At 73.4% G+C, this 16254-nt stretch carries 11 protein-coding genes and 1 pseudogene; 3 read left to right on the forward strand and 9 right to left on the reverse strand.

Translation table 11 applies throughout. From position 1 onward, the window contains the following. Positions 1 to 49: 49 nt before the first annotated feature. A complete protein-coding gene (locus tag ACFRFC_RS22655) occupies positions 50 to 1030 on the reverse strand; it encodes an ImpB/MucB/SamB family protein (RefSeq protein ID WP_382691844.1) in 981 nt (326 codons plus the stop codon). Positions 1031 to 1071: 41 nt separating this feature from the next. Beyond that, entirely contained in the window at positions 1072 to 4581 is a 3510-nt protein-coding gene (locus ACFRFC_RS22660; RefSeq protein WP_382691819.1) for a DNA polymerase III subunit alpha, read from the reverse strand. A gap of 311 nt (positions 4582 to 4892) precedes the next feature. On the opposite strand from ACFRFC_RS22660, the pseudogene ACFRFC_RS22665 reads away from it, so the two are divergent. Beyond that, positions 4893 to 5872, forward strand: a pseudogene (locus ACFRFC_RS22665) (DUF3533 domain-containing protein). A gap of 93 nt (positions 5873 to 5965) precedes the next feature. Here ACFRFC_RS22665 and ACFRFC_RS22670 read toward each other — a convergent pair. After that, positions 5966 to 6982: a saccharopine dehydrogenase gene (locus ACFRFC_RS22670; protein ID WP_382691820.1), complete on the reverse strand. Its 1017-nt coding sequence runs from the start codon at positions 6980 to 6982 to the stop codon at positions 5966 to 5968. Positions 6983 to 7120: 138 nt separating this feature from the next. Between ACFRFC_RS22670 and ACFRFC_RS22675 the strand changes: the two genes are divergently transcribed. Then, entirely contained in the window at positions 7121 to 7729 is a 609-nt protein-coding gene (locus ACFRFC_RS22675) for a TetR/AcrR family transcriptional regulator (protein ID WP_382691821.1), read from the forward strand. A gap of 174 nt (positions 7730 to 7903) precedes the next feature. Here the strand turns inward: ACFRFC_RS22675 and ACFRFC_RS22680 are convergent, their stop codons facing one another. From ACFRFC_RS22680 to ACFRFC_RS22705, 6 genes are all read right to left on the reverse strand, one after another. Beyond that, positions 7904 to 8806 (reverse strand): S1 family peptidase, encoded by a 903-nt coding sequence (locus ACFRFC_RS22680; RefSeq protein ID WP_382691822.1) that lies wholly within the window; start codon positions 8804 to 8806, stop codon positions 7904 to 7906. A gap of 342 nt (positions 8807 to 9148) precedes the next feature. Beyond that, entirely contained in the window at positions 9149 to 9952 is an 804-nt protein-coding gene (locus ACFRFC_RS22685) for a DUF1684 domain-containing protein (RefSeq protein WP_382691823.1), read from the reverse strand. 4 nt (positions 9953 to 9956) lie between these two features. Continuing rightward, positions 9957 to 10745, reverse strand: a complete 789-nt coding sequence (locus ACFRFC_RS22690; RefSeq protein ID WP_382691824.1) for an LLM class flavin-dependent oxidoreductase — start codon at positions 10743 to 10745, stop codon at positions 9957 to 9959. Beyond that, positions 10742 to 11551, reverse strand: coding sequence for an LLM class flavin-dependent oxidoreductase (locus ACFRFC_RS22695; RefSeq protein WP_382691845.1), 810 nt, complete (start codon positions 11549 to 11551; stop codon positions 10742 to 10744). Before ACFRFC_RS22695 ends, ACFRFC_RS22690 begins: the two co-directional genes overlap by 4 nt. Positions 11552 to 11762: 211 nt before the next feature. Beyond that, a complete protein-coding gene (locus ACFRFC_RS22700) occupies positions 11763 to 13559 on the reverse strand; it encodes an FAD/NAD(P)-binding protein (RefSeq protein ID WP_382691825.1) in 1797 nt (598 codons plus the stop codon). Positions 13560 to 14049: 490 nt separating this feature from the next. Then, positions 14050 to 15330, reverse strand: coding sequence for a DUF5685 family protein (locus ACFRFC_RS22705; protein WP_382691826.1), 1281 nt, complete (start codon positions 15328 to 15330; stop codon positions 14050 to 14052). 344 nt (positions 15331 to 15674) lie between these two features. Between ACFRFC_RS22705 and ACFRFC_RS22710 the strand changes: the two genes are divergently transcribed. After that, the gene (locus ACFRFC_RS22710; protein WP_382691827.1) at positions 15675 to 16112 is read left to right on the forward strand and encodes a cell division protein SepF; all 438 of its coding nucleotides are present in this window, start codon (positions 15675 to 15677) and stop codon (positions 16110 to 16112) included. The last annotated feature ends 142 nt before the right edge of the window (positions 16113 to 16254 follow it).

Consider the following 16254-nt stretch of genomic DNA (forward strand, 5'->3'; position numbering starts at 1 on the left):
CGGTCGGTCAGCCGGCAGTCAGCCAGACAGACAGCCAGACAGTCAGACATCAGTCGGCCAATGTCGCCGGATGGATCGCGCCGGGACCGAAGCGGTGGCGGGCGCGGTCGGCGGCGGCCTCGGCGGCGCGGGCACGGTCGGTGGCCGGGTCGAGCGAGAGCTGGCGGTAGGTCTCGCCGGCCGGCAGCAGTCCGTCGGCGCGGAGCACGAAGGCGCGCACTCTCGCCCGCTGGAGCCCGAGGGTGTTCAGCAGCTCCAGGGCGGATTCCGCGAGGGCGGGTGAGTGGTCGGTGGGTTCCGGCAGGGTGCGCGTACGGGTGCTGGAGCTGCGGTCGGCGTACCGCACCGTGAGGGTGAGCCGGCCGGCGGACTGCCGTTCGCCGCGCAGCCGCCGGCCGATCTCGTCGGCGAGTCCCAGGACCGCCCGGTGCTGCCGGGCCGGGTCGAGACAGTCCCGGTCCAGCACCAGGTCGGCGACCAGGTGCGCGGCCGGTCCGGGTGGGGCGACCGGACGGGGGTCGTGGCCGCGGGCGCGCTCGGCCAGCAGCCGGGCGGGCCCCGCGCCGAGCAGGCGTTGCAGGGTCCCGGCGGGCAGGTCGACGACCTGGCCGATGGTGCGCAGACCGTAGCCGCCGAGGGTTTTCGCGAGGGTGGGGCCGATCCCGGGCAGGGCGGTGACCGGACGCGGATACAGCCAGTCCGCCGCCTGTCCGGCACGGATCCAGGTGGTCTCGCCCGGCGCGGACGCGTCGGCCGCCATGGCGGCCAGCATGCGGTTGCCCGCGAGCCCGGCGCTGCTGTCGATGCCGTACAGCGCCTTCAGTCTCATCTTCGCCAGCTGGACCACGTTGTAGGGAGACAGATCGAAGTACCGGAGCGCCGATGTCAGGTCCACCTGCACGGCGTTGGGCGGGACGGCCTGCACATGAGGCGTGACACCGGACATCAGTTCGATTACATCGGCGTACTGCTCCCCGGCCAGCACGGCGTGCAGGTGGAGGTGGGCGATGTGGCGCTGCCGCACGGCCACCCCGTTCACCCCATCCATCCTGTTCACCCCGTTCACCCCGTTCACCCCGCGCTCCCCGGGCTGCGGTGGCCGAACTTCTTCAGGTCGGCGGAGCGGGTGCCGGCCGGCTGAAGGTCGGCGTACGGGTGGAGGCGGGCGCCGGTGGTGCCGTTGACGAGGGTGCGGTGCGGCTGGGCGGGGCCGGGCCGCGGCCGTCCCGGAACCGGCTGTCCGGGAACGGGAGTCTGGGCGGGCGTCGGTTGGGGGTGGTCCGTGCCGAGGAGGGCGAGGGCGGCCTCGGGGCCGTTGTCGCGGCGGGCGGTGGCGATCTCGTCCAGGTCCCAGGCCATGGTGCCGACGACGGTACGGCGGGTGCCGCGCACCTGGACCGTGCCGCGCACCAGCAGCAGCCCGCTGTGGAAGACGGTGTACGCGCACGCCGGATGCGAATCCTCGAAGAACGCCAGGTCGACCAGGCCGGAGCCGTCCTCCAGGGTGACGAAGATGATCCGCTTGCCGCTGGCGATCGGCGGGGTCTGGGTGGAGGCCCGTACCCCGGCCACGAGGACCTGCTGACCGGCGCGCAGCCCGGCCAGATGCGCCGCGTCGGTCGCGCCGATCTCCCGCAGCAGACGGTGGTGGTGCTCCATCAGATGCTGGGAGACGTCGATGCCGAGGGTGTTCAGTTCGGCGCTCAGGGCCTCGCGGCCGGTCAGCTCCGGCAGCCCGCTCGGCTCCGCCCCGCCGACCGCGCCCGTGCTGATGGGCAACTGCCCCGCGCCCGCGGACCGGACGCGGGCGGCCCGGTGCAGTTCGGCGATCTGGAGCAGCAGGTCACGGCGGGTGAGCCGGCCGTCGTGCAGCTCGTTCAGGGCGCCGATCTCGGCGAGGCGCTCGGCGACCGGCCGGCTGGGGTGGGCCCGCTGCCAGAAGTCCGACAGCGATCCGTACGGCTGGCTCTCCTCGATGCGGGCGCATTCGTCCGCGCTGATGCCGTGCACCGCGGACAGCGCGAGCCGCACCCCCCACTGATCCCCGTCGGCCTTCTCCACGGTGTGTTTCACCCGGGAGCGGTTGACGTCGACGGGCAGGACCGGCACCCCGCGTCGCCGGGCGTCGGAGACCAGGACCCGCTTGGGCCACATCCCGGGGTCGTGTTCGAGCAGGCCCGCCAGCAGGAACGCCGGATGGTGCGCCTTGAGCCAGGCGCTCTGGAGGGCCGGTACGGCGAACGCGACCGCGTGGGCGCGGCAGAAGCCGTACGCCCCGAACGCCTCGACGGTCCTCCAGACCTCGGCCCGCACCGCCGGGCCGTACCCCCGCGCGCGGGCCAGGACATGGAACCAGTTCTTGATCCTCGGGAGCTGGTTCCGGTCGCCGAGCGCCCGCCGGGCCAGCTCCGCCTTCGCCCGGCCGCAGCCGGTCATCACATCCAGCGTCTCGATGATCTGCTCGTGCCAGATGGTCACCCCGTAGGTGTCGGCGAGCACCGGCTCCAGGTCCCGATGGGCGTACGACGGCGTACCGCCGTGGCGGGCGGCGATGTACCGCTCGGGCATGCCGCCCTGGACCGGACCGGGGCGGAAGAGGCTGATGTCGGCGATGACGTCCTGCGGGTCGCGGGGCTGGAGCCGGGACAGCAGGTCCTGCTGGCCGGGCGACTCCAGCTGGAACAGGCCCAGGGTCTGGCTCTCCCGGATGAGTTCGAAGGCGAGGGGGTCGTCGAGCGGTACCTGCCGTGGATCGTCCAGGTCGACATGGCGGCCGGTCACCCGTTCGATCTCGGTGAGCGCGTGGGCCATCGCGGACTGCATCCGTACGCCCAGCACATCGAGTTTGATGTTGCCCAGCGCCTCGATCTCCTCCTTCGCCGCCATGGCCATGGGGTAGTCGCCCTGCGGAGTGGGCTGCACGGGCAGCCGGTCCAGGAGGCCGGCGTCGCTGATGACCACGCCGCAAGGGTGCATGGCCATGCCGTGGACCAGGGAGTCGAGGCCCTCGGCCAGCTCCCACAGCGGCCCGTACCGGTCCGCCTCGGCCGCGAGGCGCCGCAGTTCGGGCAGTTCGGCGAGGGCGCCGGTGATGTCGCAGGCGCGCAGGTGCGGGAAGCTCTTGGCGATCCGGTCGACGTCCGCGGGCGCGATGCCGAGGGCGAGGCCGGTGTCCCGCAGAGCCCTGCGCGCCCGGTAGGTCTCGGGCATCGCGGTGACCGCGACCCGCTCCTTCCCGAACCGCTCGAAGATCGTGTCGTAGCACTCCAGCCGGCGCGCGGACTCCACGTCGATGTCGATGTCGGGCAGCGAGGCGCGGCTCATGTTCAGGAAGCGTTCGAACAGCAGCCGGTGGTCGAGCGGGTTGGCGGCGGCGATGCCCAGCGCGTGACAGACCAGGGAACCCGCGCCCGAGCCGCGGGCCGCGACCCGGATGCCCTTGGCCCGGATGTCGGCCACGACCTGGCCGACGGCGAGGAAGTAGGAGTCGTAGCGCCGGGCGGAGATCACGCCGAGTTCCTCGTCCAGCCGGGTCAGCGCCGCCCGGTCCCGGTCGAGGCCGCGCCGGGTCAGACCGGCCTCGCACTGCCGGCGCAGCAGGTCGGCGGCTCCCCTGGTGCCCGGCCCGGCGCCGAACAGTTCCGGTTCCGGGAAGTGCGGGACGCCCAGCCCGAGGTCAGCGCGGGGGTCGAGGGCGCATCCGTCGGCCGTGGCGACGGTGTCCGCCAGTAGCCTGCGCGCCCGCCGGTCGTCCGCTCCGGCGCACTCGGCGACCAGTCGGGCGACGGCCGTCATCTCCCGCGCGCCCTTGAGCCAGCGCTGCCCGCTGTCCAGGCGGCGCCGGTCGACCGGCCGCAGCAGCCGGGCCGCGTCCAGGACATCGGCGAGCCGGTGCTGGGCGGGGTCGGCGTAGCGGACGGCGTTGGAGAGCACCGCGGTGATGCCGGTGCGGTCGGCCAGCGCCAGGGTACGGGCGGCGGGCCGGAGCGCTCCGGGACCCATGCCAAAACGTTTCTGCGCGACGACTTCCAGCCTCACTCCCCCACCGAAGATCTCCCGCCACGGCGTCAGCAGCCTCACCGCGACCTCCTCCCGGCCCGCCGCCAGCGCCCGCACCGGCTCCGAGAGCGGCCCGAGCAGCACGGTCAGCCCGGGACCGCCGTACTCACGCAGCGCCTCCCACGGCACCACCACCGGCGCCGCCCCCGACGCGGTACCGGCGTGGGCGGCCGAGGTGATCCGGCACAGCCGCGCCCACCCGTCCCGGTCCTGCGCGAGCAGTACGCATCTCAGCGGTGGCTCGACGACATGCGCGCCACCGCGCGCCGGGGTACGGCGACGCCGGTCGGGCGGCGGGGGCGCGAGGGCCTCCACCGCCAGGTCGACCCCGAAGAGCGGCCGGACCCCGTTCTCCGCACACGCCCGCGCGAACCGGACGGCCCCGGTGACCGTGTCCCGGTCGGTGAGCGCGAGCGTGGTCATACCCCGCTCGGCCGCTCGCCGGACGAGCTGCTCGGGGTGGGAGGCGCCGTAGCGGGCGGAGTAACCGGATGCGACGTGCAGATGAGCGAAGCCCGCCATGCCGCACCTCCATCACTCCACCCCTTTTCAGCCATACGCCCTATATGTTCATCGTACGCCCGTTCGATTACTCTAACCTCATCAGCACCGGTCAGAGACCATATTCGAACACACAAACGATTCTCTGGGGATTCCCCGAGGGCGAGGAGCGGTGGCCGAAAAGGCGCCACCCCGTCAGCCCTCCGACAGGGCGGAGCAGTTGGGGAGCGCTGGAGAAGCAGCTGAGGAGCAGCTGAGGAGCGGCCGAAGAGCGGCTGAGGAAAAACATCCCCGGGGCGGGCAAGGCCCCTCACTTCGAACACCCACACGACATCCGTTCGGTCGCCTCCCCCCTGCGGAAACGTCCCCCGGCCCGGACCTACGTGGGGGCGCTGCACGACCCCAGGCCCAGGGACGTGCCCTTCGGGGTGGTCGCGCCCGCGGCCGTGGCCGGGCAGACGGTGGCCCGGCTCGACCGGCTGCCCGGTTCCCCGCTGGACCCGCGTGCGGTGGCCGACGAGGCGAGCGCGCGGCGGCAGATCCTCGATCGGGGCATCGACGGCGCGCTGATCGTGGACCCGGCCCGCACCACCGACACCCTCCTGGTCGCGTCCGGCGGCGGCACCGTCCTCGCCACCACCCTGGAACGCCTGGTCGGCGCGGTGGACGAGACCGAGGGCCGTACCGTGCGCACGGTCGACGTGGCCCCGGCCTCCCCACGGGACTTCAACGGGCTGTCGTCCTTCTATCTGGTGGTCGGCTGGTGCGTCGGCGGCTATCTGTGCGCCTCGATCCTGGCGATCAGCGCCGGGGCACGGCCCGCCGATCCGCGCCGCGCGGTGATCCGGCTGGGCGCGACGGCGCTGATGGCGATCGCCGGCGGGCTCGGCGGGGCGCTCATCGTGGGGCCGGTCCTGGACGCGCTGCCCGGCGGGGTGGCGGCACTGTGGGGCTCGGCGCGCTGATCACCTTCGCGGTCGGCGCCGCCACCCTCGCCCTCCAGGGCATCTTCGGGATCATCGGTATCGGCCTGGCGATCCTGCTGGTGGTGATCGCGGGCAACCCGAGCGCGGGCGGCGCCTTCCCCTACCCGATGCTGCCGCCGTTCTGGCGGTCCATCGGCCCCGCGCTCCCCCCGGGCGCGGGCACCTGGGCGGCCCGCTCGATCGCCTACTTCAAGGGCAACGCCCTCACCGGCCCCCTACTGGTGCTCTCGGCCTGGGCCCTGGCAGGCATCGCGATCACCATGCTGGCGGCGGGGCGGAGGAGGAGACGTGGGATACGGGAGGCGGAGGGTGGGCGGGCCGACTGACCGAAACCCACCCCCCGCAGTCACCCCACACAGAACACCCGGAACCCCCGGAACACCCGGCCACCACCGCCCCGCAGGGACACCCCGCCCCCCTCAGCCAACCGCCACCGCCACATCCACATACCCCGCCCCGATCTCCGCCAGCCTCTCCCCCGCGTAGGCCGGATCGATCAGCGCCTCGGGCGTGTGCAGGCCCGCCGGTACGGTGTCCCCGCGCAGCCCGAGCAGCCGCTCGACGCCGAGGGCGATGCCGAGCGCGGTCAGCGGGCGCTGCCCCTCGGGGTGGACGAGACGGCGGGTCCTGCGCAACGGCTCACCGTCCGGTCCCGCCCCCTCGATGTCGATCCGGATCTCGATCGACGGACCAGCGCCCCGGCGACGGCCCGCGGACTCCCCGACGGCGAAGGCGAAGCGGACATCGGACGCGCCCGTGGCCAGACCGATGCTCGGCACATCGAGGATCGGGACACTGCGGCCCGTCAGCACCCTGCCGTCGCTCGTGGCCACCGCCACGTCCGCGTCAGGACCGTCGACCCAGGTGAAGCGGCCGTCCCGGCGCTCCAGCCCGGCCGTGGTGACCAACCCCCAGCGTTCCAGGTCGGCGATGCCGGCGGGCCCGCCGATGTCCGACTCGTCCAGCACCGCGTCGGCCCGCACGGCATCGACCCGCCCGAACTCCCGGGCCAGGTCCAGCACCGCGAGCACCAGCGTGCCCGCACACCAGTGACTGGCCATCAGCACCGGCGCGGCCGTCGCCCGCTGGGCGCTCGCCACGACCTCCGGCCCGATGTCCGTCAGCCCGCTGGAGAGACCGAGGTACGGCACCCCGTGCCGCTGCGCGTACCGCAACCCGTACAGCTGGTCGTCCCATACGGCGGCCACCACCGCCGAGTACCCCGGACCGTCCGGCAGCCCCAGATCGCTCCGCGCCAGATCGACGGTCACGGCCGTCGCACCGCCGAGTTCCCCGGCCACCCGCCGGGCCCGCCCAAGATCCCGCCCCGCGACGGTCAGCGGCAACCCGGGATGCCAGCGCCGCAGCAGCCGCGCGGCCCCCGACCCCGCCTGCCCCGAACCCCCCAGGATCAGCACCGACTCCGTAAGCCCCACGAGAAACCCCTCCTCCGACCCACACTCACACCACAACCTACATTCCGTAACCTACACTACGTAACCTACGTTCTGTAGGCTAGACTCCGGATCAGCGCACAGGAACCAGGGACCACCGGACGGACGGAAGCGAACCCCATGGCCACCACCTCCCCCCGGCCGTCCCCCCGGCCGTCCCTCCGACTGCCCAAGAAGGCCCGGCGGGAGCAGCTGCTCGACACCGCCGTGGTGATCGTGCGCGGCCAGGGCACCGACGGGCTGACGCTGGTCACCCTCGCGGAGGCGGCCGGGGTCAGCAGGCCGATCGTGTACGACCATTTCGGCACCCGGCCCGGCCTGCTGCTCGCCCTCTACCGGCGGCTGGACGAGCGTCACCGGGCGGCCACCGCCGAGGCGTTGCGGGAACCGGCCGCCACCGCGGACACAGTCGCCCGGGTGATCAGCACGGCGTACTTCGCCTGCGCCACCGACATGCCGGAACTCACCGCCGTCTCCGCCGCGCTGAAGGGCGACCCGGAGCTGGAGGCCACCCAGCGCGAGCTGCTGGACGGCTACACGGACCTGATGGCCGAAGCCCTCGCCCCGCACTCCGCCCTCCCCCGCGAGGCGCTGCGGCTGCGCTGCGCCGGACTGCTGGGCGCGGCCGAGTCCCTCGCCGGCGAACTGAACCGGAACCGGGCGACGACCGGGGAGGCCGTCACCGCGCTGACGGAGCTGATCCTGGGCGGCCTGGGGACGGACGGGTAGCCACTCACCCACGGCCGGGCACAGAACGAGCCCCCACGCACCGATACGGCACATGGGGGCTCGCGGGGACTTCTCTCCGACCGGGGTGCGGGCAACGCCCTTGAGGGGCGCGGGGAACTGCGCGACCAGCCCCCGACAACCCGTACGAACCACCCGGCGAAACCAGGACGGCGCTTAGTACACGCTCACCCCGTACGCGCTGAGCGCCTCCGTCACCGGCTGGAAGAACGTCGTCCCGCCGGACGTGCAGTTCCCGCTGCCGCCGGAGGTCAGACCGTAGGCCGTGCCGTTGCTGCCGTACAGCGGACCACCGGAGTCACCCGGCTCGGCGCACACATTGGTCTGGATCATCCCGTACACGACATCGCCGCCGCCGTAGTTGACGGTCGCGTTGAGGGCGGTGACCGTGCCGGTGTGGGTGCCGGTGGTGGAGCCGTCACGGATGACCGCGGTGCCCACGGTGGGCGTCGCGGCGCGGGTGATGTCCACACCGTTCGCGGTACCGGGCCGGGTGACGGTCCCGGAGTACTGCACGATGCCGTAGTCGTTCACCGGGAAGCTGGAGCCGGTGGTCGAACCGATGACCGTGGTACGGGTGGAGTTGGAGTACCAGGTGCCCGCGCCGTCGGTGCAGTGGCCGGCGGTCACGAAGAACTGGGTGCCGCTGCTGTTCTGGACGTTGAAGCCGAGTGAACAGCGCCAGCTGGTCGCATAGATGGCGTCGCCGCCCTGGATCAGCTTGCTGAACTGGCCCGGCGTGCGCTTGATCGTGAGCGCGTCGGCGTTGGCGCCGGCCTGCTCCTTGATCTGGTCGATCTCCGCCTGCGAGACGGTCGAGTCGACCGTGAGCAGCACACGGTTGGTCTTGCTGTCGACGGCCCAGGCGGTGCCCGGGACATCGGCCTGGAGCACCGATTCGCCGGCGCTCTTGAGCTGGTTGGCACTGAACGTGGTGACGTCCGACGCGCTCGCGCTGGGGATCGCGATCGCTGCCGCGGCCACGAGTCCGGTGGAAACGGCGATCAGCCGGGTCCGTCTCGTGATACCGGTGGTAGGGGTGGTGCGCTTGATCCTCACTTGTCGTTCCTCCACAGGGGAAGTCGGGGGCCCTCTCGTGGGGTCGGGGCCCGTGAGGCGCAGCCAGGGACGGCAAGGCCGGGATTCCGGTTGCCGTGACCCTGACAATCGCTGAGGGGGAGTATTCGGGGGCGCGGCCGATCAGCGCAAGGGTGCCTTTCGGCCGCGCACCTCCGAACCCCCTGCGCACAACACCCGTTAACGGCTGATTTGCCAGGGCCCCGAAGGGCCCCCGGCCCGCTACTCGGCCACGCCCGGCTCCCTCGTCACCGTCACTTCCCCGCCACCCCCCGCTCCCCGCTCCCCGTCAGTTCCCCGCCACCCCCCGCTCCCCGGTCACCGTCAGTTCCCCGCCACTTCCCGCTCCTCCGCCACCGTCCGCTCGCCCGCCGCGATCGCCAGGTCCAGCCGGTTCCCCGGCGGCGGGAAGGGGCAGATGAAGTGATCGGCGAAGGCGCACGGCGGCAGCAGCGCCCGGTTGAAGTCGACCGCGGTCCGCCCCTCGGCATCCGGCGCGGCGGGCCGCAGGAAGCGGAACCGGTAACTGCCGTTCCCGCTGGTGGTGTCGGCGAACACGGCCCACAGCGAGCCGTCGGACTCCACCGACACCTGCAAGGTCAGCTCCCGCCCGTCCAGCGTGAACGCCAGTTCACCACCGAGCCCGAGCCCGCGCTCACGCCCGTCCACATTGGCGACCCGCACGGTGCGCTGCGCGTCGTACGGGGTGAACCGTCCCGGCACCGACCAGCGCTGCCCGTAGGGGGTGGCCTCGATGCCCGCGAAGCGGCGTCTGGTCTCGGCGGCGGGGTCGAAGTCACGTACCGCCCAGCTCCCCTCGCGCTCCAGCACCACCAGCCTGCGCTCGCCGTGCGCCACCCGGGCGGCGCCCGCCGGACCCGGGTCGGCGGTCAGCCGTACCCGCCCGCTCCACGGCTCACCGTCCAGGGTCAGCCCGTCGGCCGGCCCGGCGGTGAGCACGACGGCGTCACCGTCGGCCGTCCACACCCCGGGAGTGGCCGGAATTCGACCTTCCGGATAGTCCTCCAGCCAGTGGGTGCCGGTCAGCGCGAGCGGCCCGTAGGGCGCCGAGACCGTCTCCACCCGCCCTTCGTGCCACTGCTTCCACGCATCGGTTACGTCCGTCATGTGCCTAACCCTTCCCTACCGGGGCGATCAGCCCCAGGTGGGAGCGCAGTGTCGCTCCCCCGTATTCCGTACGGAACGTGCCGCGCCGCTGGAGCAACGGCACCACCCGGTCCACGAACTCGTCGAACGCGTCGAGCCCGTCCGGGACACCTCGCGGCGCGAGCAGCAGCCCGTCGGCGCCCCCGCCCGGTTCGAGTACGCCGAGAATCCGGCCGGCGACCTCCTCGGGCGGCCCGTCGACCGCCACCGGTCCCAGCAGCCGCAGATCGGCGGACTCCCACCCCGGCTCCCCCCGCCGCACGACGACCGGCCACCCGCCGACCCCGCCGACCCCGACACCACCGGCACCACCGGCACCACCGGACCCCTCAGCATCCCCCTGCACCGGACCGGCCCATCCGGCCCACCCGGCCCACCCGGCCCGTCCCCCGCTCAGCCGGTCCAGCTCCGCCACCCGGCGCGCGAGTTCCCGCCCGCCGCGCACCCCGGCGACCAGCCCGATCCGTTCGGTGACGGCGGCGAGCGCGCTCAGCACGGTCACCGGATCGGCACCCGTACCCTCACCACCGCCCGCACCGCCACCCGCACCGCCACCCGCATCACCCTCCACGCCACCGCCCACACCGTCACCGTCCACGAGGACGAAGTCGAGCAGCCCCCGTTCGGCGGCCCGCGCCAGCCGCTCGACCGCCGGATATCTGATCCCCGGCGCGTCGACGGGCAGCCGCACCCCCAGCCGTACCCCCGGCCCCGTCCCCGTCCCCACCTCCCCCCGCGGCCGACGCCCCGTCATGCCGCCCCCTCCGTCACCGCGTAGGGACGGCGGGGCGCCACCCCCAGATGCTCCCGGAGCGTGCTGCCCGGATAGAAGGTGCGGAACAGCCCCCGGTGCTGAAGCAGCCCCACCGTGCCGTTGACCAGCCGCTCCAGATCCCGGCGCGGTTCGACCGGGGTGAGATGGAAGCCGTCGACGGTCCCCGCGGAGTGCCAGGCGGCGATCAGTTCGGCCAGATCGACGGGCCCGCCCCGGTACAGCGGTCCGGCCGGGGTGAAACGCGGCCCGCCCCCGCCATGGCCGGGCTCGGCGGCCCGTTCCCCGTCGCCCAGGTCGACCAGCAGAGCGGCCAGCACCCGGACGCCGTCGGGGTCACGCCCGGCCGCGGCGGCCTCCCGGCGCACCTCGGCGCGGGCTCCCGCCGCCTGCTCGGGGCTCCCGACGCTCACCAGCACCACATCGGCCCACTGTCCGGCCCGTACGGCCGCCGCGTCGGCGACCCGCACCACGTCCCCGGCCGCCCCCGGTCCCTCGGCGCGGGCCCCGGCCCGGCCGCCGCTGATCCAGTCGAGCGCGCCGAGCGCCGCCGCGGCGGCCGGTCCGGCGGCGCGCGCGACCAGCCCGATCCGGCTGGTGACGGGGGCCGCGTAGGCCAGCACGCCGGGCGCGTCGACCGTGCCCCGCTGGTCGTCGAGGGTCACGAAGTCCAGCCCACCGCGCTCGGCCAGCCGGATCAGCTCGACATGAGCGGCGGCGCCGGACAGCGACCGCTGGTCGACGGCGGCGGCGAGATGCGGCAGCCCGCGGCCGTACGAGGAGGTCATCGCAGTAAGCCCTTCGGTGAGTTCGGCGGACGGGACGGCAACCAGGACAGCCAGGACGGCAACCGGGACGAAGACCAGGACAGCGACCAGGACGGAGACCAGGCCAGCGACCAGGACAGCAACCGGGACAGCAACCGGGACGAAAAGCCGTACAGCCGGGACGGCGACCGAGACCACAGCAGCCCCGACAGCGGCCGGTACACCCGCCACCTCACGCGGCGGCCCGTTCACCCAAGGACCGCAGAAACAGCAGCAGCGCCCTCGCGGTGGCGTCGTTCTGCCGGAACGCCGGGCCCCCGGTACGTGGCCGGGTGAAGGCCCCGGCGCCCCGCCCGTCGGTGTGCGGCCCGAGCGCGAACCGGCGTGGATGCGGCCGGCCGGCCCGGTCCAGCACCCGCCCGTCGGCCGGGTCCACGGCCAGCAGCCCGTCCGGGGTCGCGGCGGCACCGTCGGCGTGCAGTTCACGCAGCAGGGAGTCACGGGCCCGCTCGACCGTGGGCTGCGGCAGCCGCGCCTCGACCAGCGCCCGGGTCGTCACGCTCCACCCGGGCACGCTCGGGCTGGACGCCCGGAAGACCCCGTCCTCGGCGGCCACCGCCATGTCGGCGCCGACGAACCGCACCACCCCGGCCCGGGACAGCGCCTGCAACTGCCGCAGCCGGGGACCGGGCGGCCCGGACGCCAGATAGCTGAAGAACCCGTGCCACCAGGGCCCGATGTCCCCGAGCCGCACCAACTGCCCGTACACCGACAGCAGTCCGAGGAACACCGCCAGGTCAGGGCTGTGCGCCGGATCATGACGCCGGATCAGATCCCGCTCGACATACTCCCGCAGCGCCTGCTGAGCCGCCTCGTGCGAGGCGTACCGCACCCCGGTCAGCGGCCGGTCCACTGCGGCGAGGTCGAGCCGGTCGGCCGGATCGGGCACGGCCGCCTCCGCCAGCGCGGCCCGCTCGCCGGCGTCCCCGGCCGCGTACTTCTCCTCGAAGTCGGTCCAGTCCATGACGGTCCGCCCGGGATGCGCCGAGAACAGCCGGTGGTAGTGCGCGAAACCCAGTTCCTTCGCCACCAGCGGCCACACGTCCCGCCGGAAGTCGAAGCCGTCCGGCCGCGCGAGCAGCACGTCGACCTCGGCGGGCCCGAGAAACCTGGGCAGCGGCGGACGCTCCCCGTCGAAGTCGTAGCCGATCTTCGAGTGGTACGGCACTCCGCGCCGCGATCCGACATACAGCACCGGCTCCCGCCCCGAGGGGACATAAGTGACCTGCCCGTCCCCCGTACCCCCCGCGTCCCCCTCGTACCGTCCGCCGCGTCCCTCGGTGAGCAGCACCATCAGATCGACGAAGGCCAGCCCGAAGCCGCGCACCAGCACCGGCTCCCCGGGCGCGAGCGCGCCGAGGTCGCTGTCGGCGGTGAACTCCGGCGGCAGATGGACCAGACCGTGCTCCTTCGCGTACGACACCAGCGCGCGCTGTTCGTCGTCGAGTTCGGCGTCGAGATGGCCGAGGGTGAGCAGCACCAGGTCGGCGAGGAGCGGGCGCGGCCGGTCCTCCAGCCACACCCGCTGGCGTCCCTCGCGCGGCCCGCTGACCCGCACGGCCCGCCGGGCGTGGTGGTGGACGGTGACGCCGGGCGGCAGCGCGGCCACCGCCCGCTCGTGCACCCAGCGCAGATAGGCGCCCTGGATCCGGCGGTCGGTGAAGGTGCGGCCGTCGATACCGGCCCACTCGTGCAGGGTGGGCCCGGGGCGCACGGGGCCGTCCATGGTCACCGTGTCGTCCGTGAACATGGTGACGTCCTCGGCGTGCGAGTTCATCCACAGCAGCGGCGACTGGGCCTCGCGCCAGACCCGTCCGGCGCCCGGCGGATGCGGGTCCACGAGATGGATGTCGAGGCCCGTACCGGCGTACAGCTCTGAGGCGTTCGCGGCGATCCGCTCGATGACACCGGTGCCCCGCGGCCCGGCACCGACGATCACCAGGGAAGGACGAGGAGGGCTGGAAGACATGCGAAGGCTCCGTGACACGACGACACGTCGAACACGCCGACTCGATGATGCGATGACTCGACGGTCGAACACCGGTGGTGCCTTCACACGGGCGCCGCGCGACATACGAACGGCGGCGCCGCACGGCCGAGCCCCTCAGCAGGGCCGTGATGCGAACGAGAGTACGGGCCCGCTCGCGGCCCGTGTCAAGGTTGTCCGCACTGTGAGCCACGGCCGGGGGTCGGTTGACGGGAAACCGGATGCCTGTTCCACTTGGCGCATGTATCCACAGCAGTGGCTGGTCACCCGCTCCCACATCGACTTCGGTCGCGTGTGGTCCTGTTGTTGTTGAGCTGACCCCCTGCCCGCGTCCGCCGACGAGCGGACGCCCAGCGTCTCCCGTCATCCGGCCGTGCGGTCTCCCGTGGGCTCGCCGTGCGGGGACGCGCACCCCTTCGCCTTCACACGCGCCCCCCTCCCCTCGCGTCAGCCCACCGTGCGCCGGTCCGGCTCAGCAGTCGCAGCCGCACCCGTCACAGCAGCATCCGTCACAGCAACTGCCGCAGTCGCAGCAGCTTCCGCAGTCACCACAATCACCACAGTCACAGCCGGTCTGCTTGCGCTCGCCGGTCCAGGGGTCGTCGTACTCCCCACAGCACAACTGGCAGGTACAGGCCAGGCCGAGGAAGACCGCGCAGCCCGGGATCAGCCCGCGCCGGCGCTGCGGGGGCTCCGGCGGCTGCGGCGCACCGGGTCCACCGGGTCCACCGGGTCCACCGGGCGGCGCGTAGGGCCCGGCGCCCTGCACGCCCGAAATATCCCGAATGTCACGCATGCCGTCAGCGCCAGGAGCACCCTGGGTGCCGTGGCCGCCATAGGCGCCATGGGTGTCATGGGCGCCATGCGCACCGTGCGTCGCACAGCCCCTGGCACCGAAGGCCCGGTCCACCGAGGCGGGCAGTTCATGCACGAGCAGCCGGTGTGCGAGCCGCCCCTCGGTGAACTCCACCTCGCGCAGCGCGAGCCGGATGCCGTGCACGGCGTCGTCGGCGAGCCGCCGGGCCTCGGTGAGCGGCGTCCCGGTGACGGTGAGCGGGTTCCAGGCACCGCGCGCGGCGTCCTGCGCGCGGTCCTCGACGGCGTCCAGCAGATGCGCCAGCCGTCCGAAGAGCCGCCCGGCCTCGGCGAGCGCCGCCGCGTTGCCCGGCCGTCCGGCGAGGACGGCGGTGTGCGCGAAGGCCGCGGCGGTCGCCGACTCGGTGGGCTCGGTCACCGTGAGCAGCGCGGTGCCGGGTCCGGCGAGCGCCTCGACCGCCGGTTGCCGCTCGACGGCGGCGACCAGCACCCCGGTGTCGAAGCCGACGGTGAGGCCGCCCCGGGCCCCGGCCCTCCCCCAGCCATCGGCGACCCGCCGCGCGGCGAGCGCCACCGGACGCCGGGCCAGCAGCCCGTCCCCGTCGGCGACATGGTCACGCACCTTGGCGGAGGCCAGCACCAGCGACACGGCCGCCGCGAGCCGGGCGCCCTCGCCCCGCGCGACCGAGGCGGTGCGCATCCCGCGCAACGGACACGGCCCGGCCGTACGCCGCCAGGCGCCCGTCTCCCGGGCCCCGCCGTCGAGCTGAGCCTCCGTCAGGACCGAGACCAGCAATCCATCGTAGTTCGTGACGATCCGGGCGAACTGCCCGTGGTCCTTGCGCAGGGCGAGACACAGCCCGCACAGATGCGCCATCCATTGCGTCTTGAGCCGTTCCCCGAGCCGATGACGGCAGGGCCGGACTATGCCGAACATGCGATCCCCCCGTGCTGCGCACGACTTTGACGCCCTGTCGAACAGGCGCCCCCTCGGCGCATGATATCGGCCACTCAGGGCGCCGTACCGGCCGTCTCGTTCACCCGTACGCCCCCGTCTCTCACCCAAACGCCGTGAAGAATCATATTTCACTCACAGTCAGCAGCCATGACCACGTGGACCCTTGGGAAGCCTTGGGGCACACGGGCTCTCGACGGATCGGCTGTGCACCAGTACCGTCACAAACCCCCCGCGCGGCGTCTATCCACTTGGCGCGTCATACGCATCATGGATGACCATAGAGATGCGGAACGCAAGAAAGCCCGTAGTGAGAGGAGGCGTCCATGGGATCGGTGCGCAAGGCGAGTGCGTGGCTCGGCCTCGTCGACGACAACGAAGACGAGCGCTACTACGACGACGAGACTTACGAGGGCAACGAGTCCGGGGACGCCTGGGTCACGGACCCTCGTGTGAAGGTGGCCACGGACTCGGCCCAGGACAAGGGCCGCCGGATCGGCACGGTCACCCCGGACAGCTTCCGGGACGCCCGCGCGATCGGCGAGCTGTTCCGGGACGGCGTCCCGGTCATCATGAACCTGACGGCGATGGACGCGGGCGACGCCAAGCGTGTGGTCGACTTCGCGGCGGGCCTGATCTTCGGGCTGCGCGGTTCCATCGAGCGGGTGTCGACCCGGGTGTTCCTGCTGACCCCGGCCGACACCGAGATCATCAGCGGTGACCCGGCCGCGCATCGCACGGACGGCTTCTTCAACCAGAGCTGAGGCAGGGCCGCTCACCCGGCCCTGCCCCCCCCCGGCCCGCCCCGGGGGCCCCGGGGGGCCCCCCCCCCCCCCGGCCCCCCCCCCCCCCCCGCCGCCGCGGCGCGGGGGGCGGCCCGGGGGGGGCCCGGGCCCCCCCCCCGGG

It is taken from the genome of Streptomyces sp. NPDC056734, assembly GCF_042790455.1.
Taxonomy (GTDB): Bacteria; Actinomycetota; Actinomycetes; order Streptomycetales; family Streptomycetaceae; genus Streptomyces.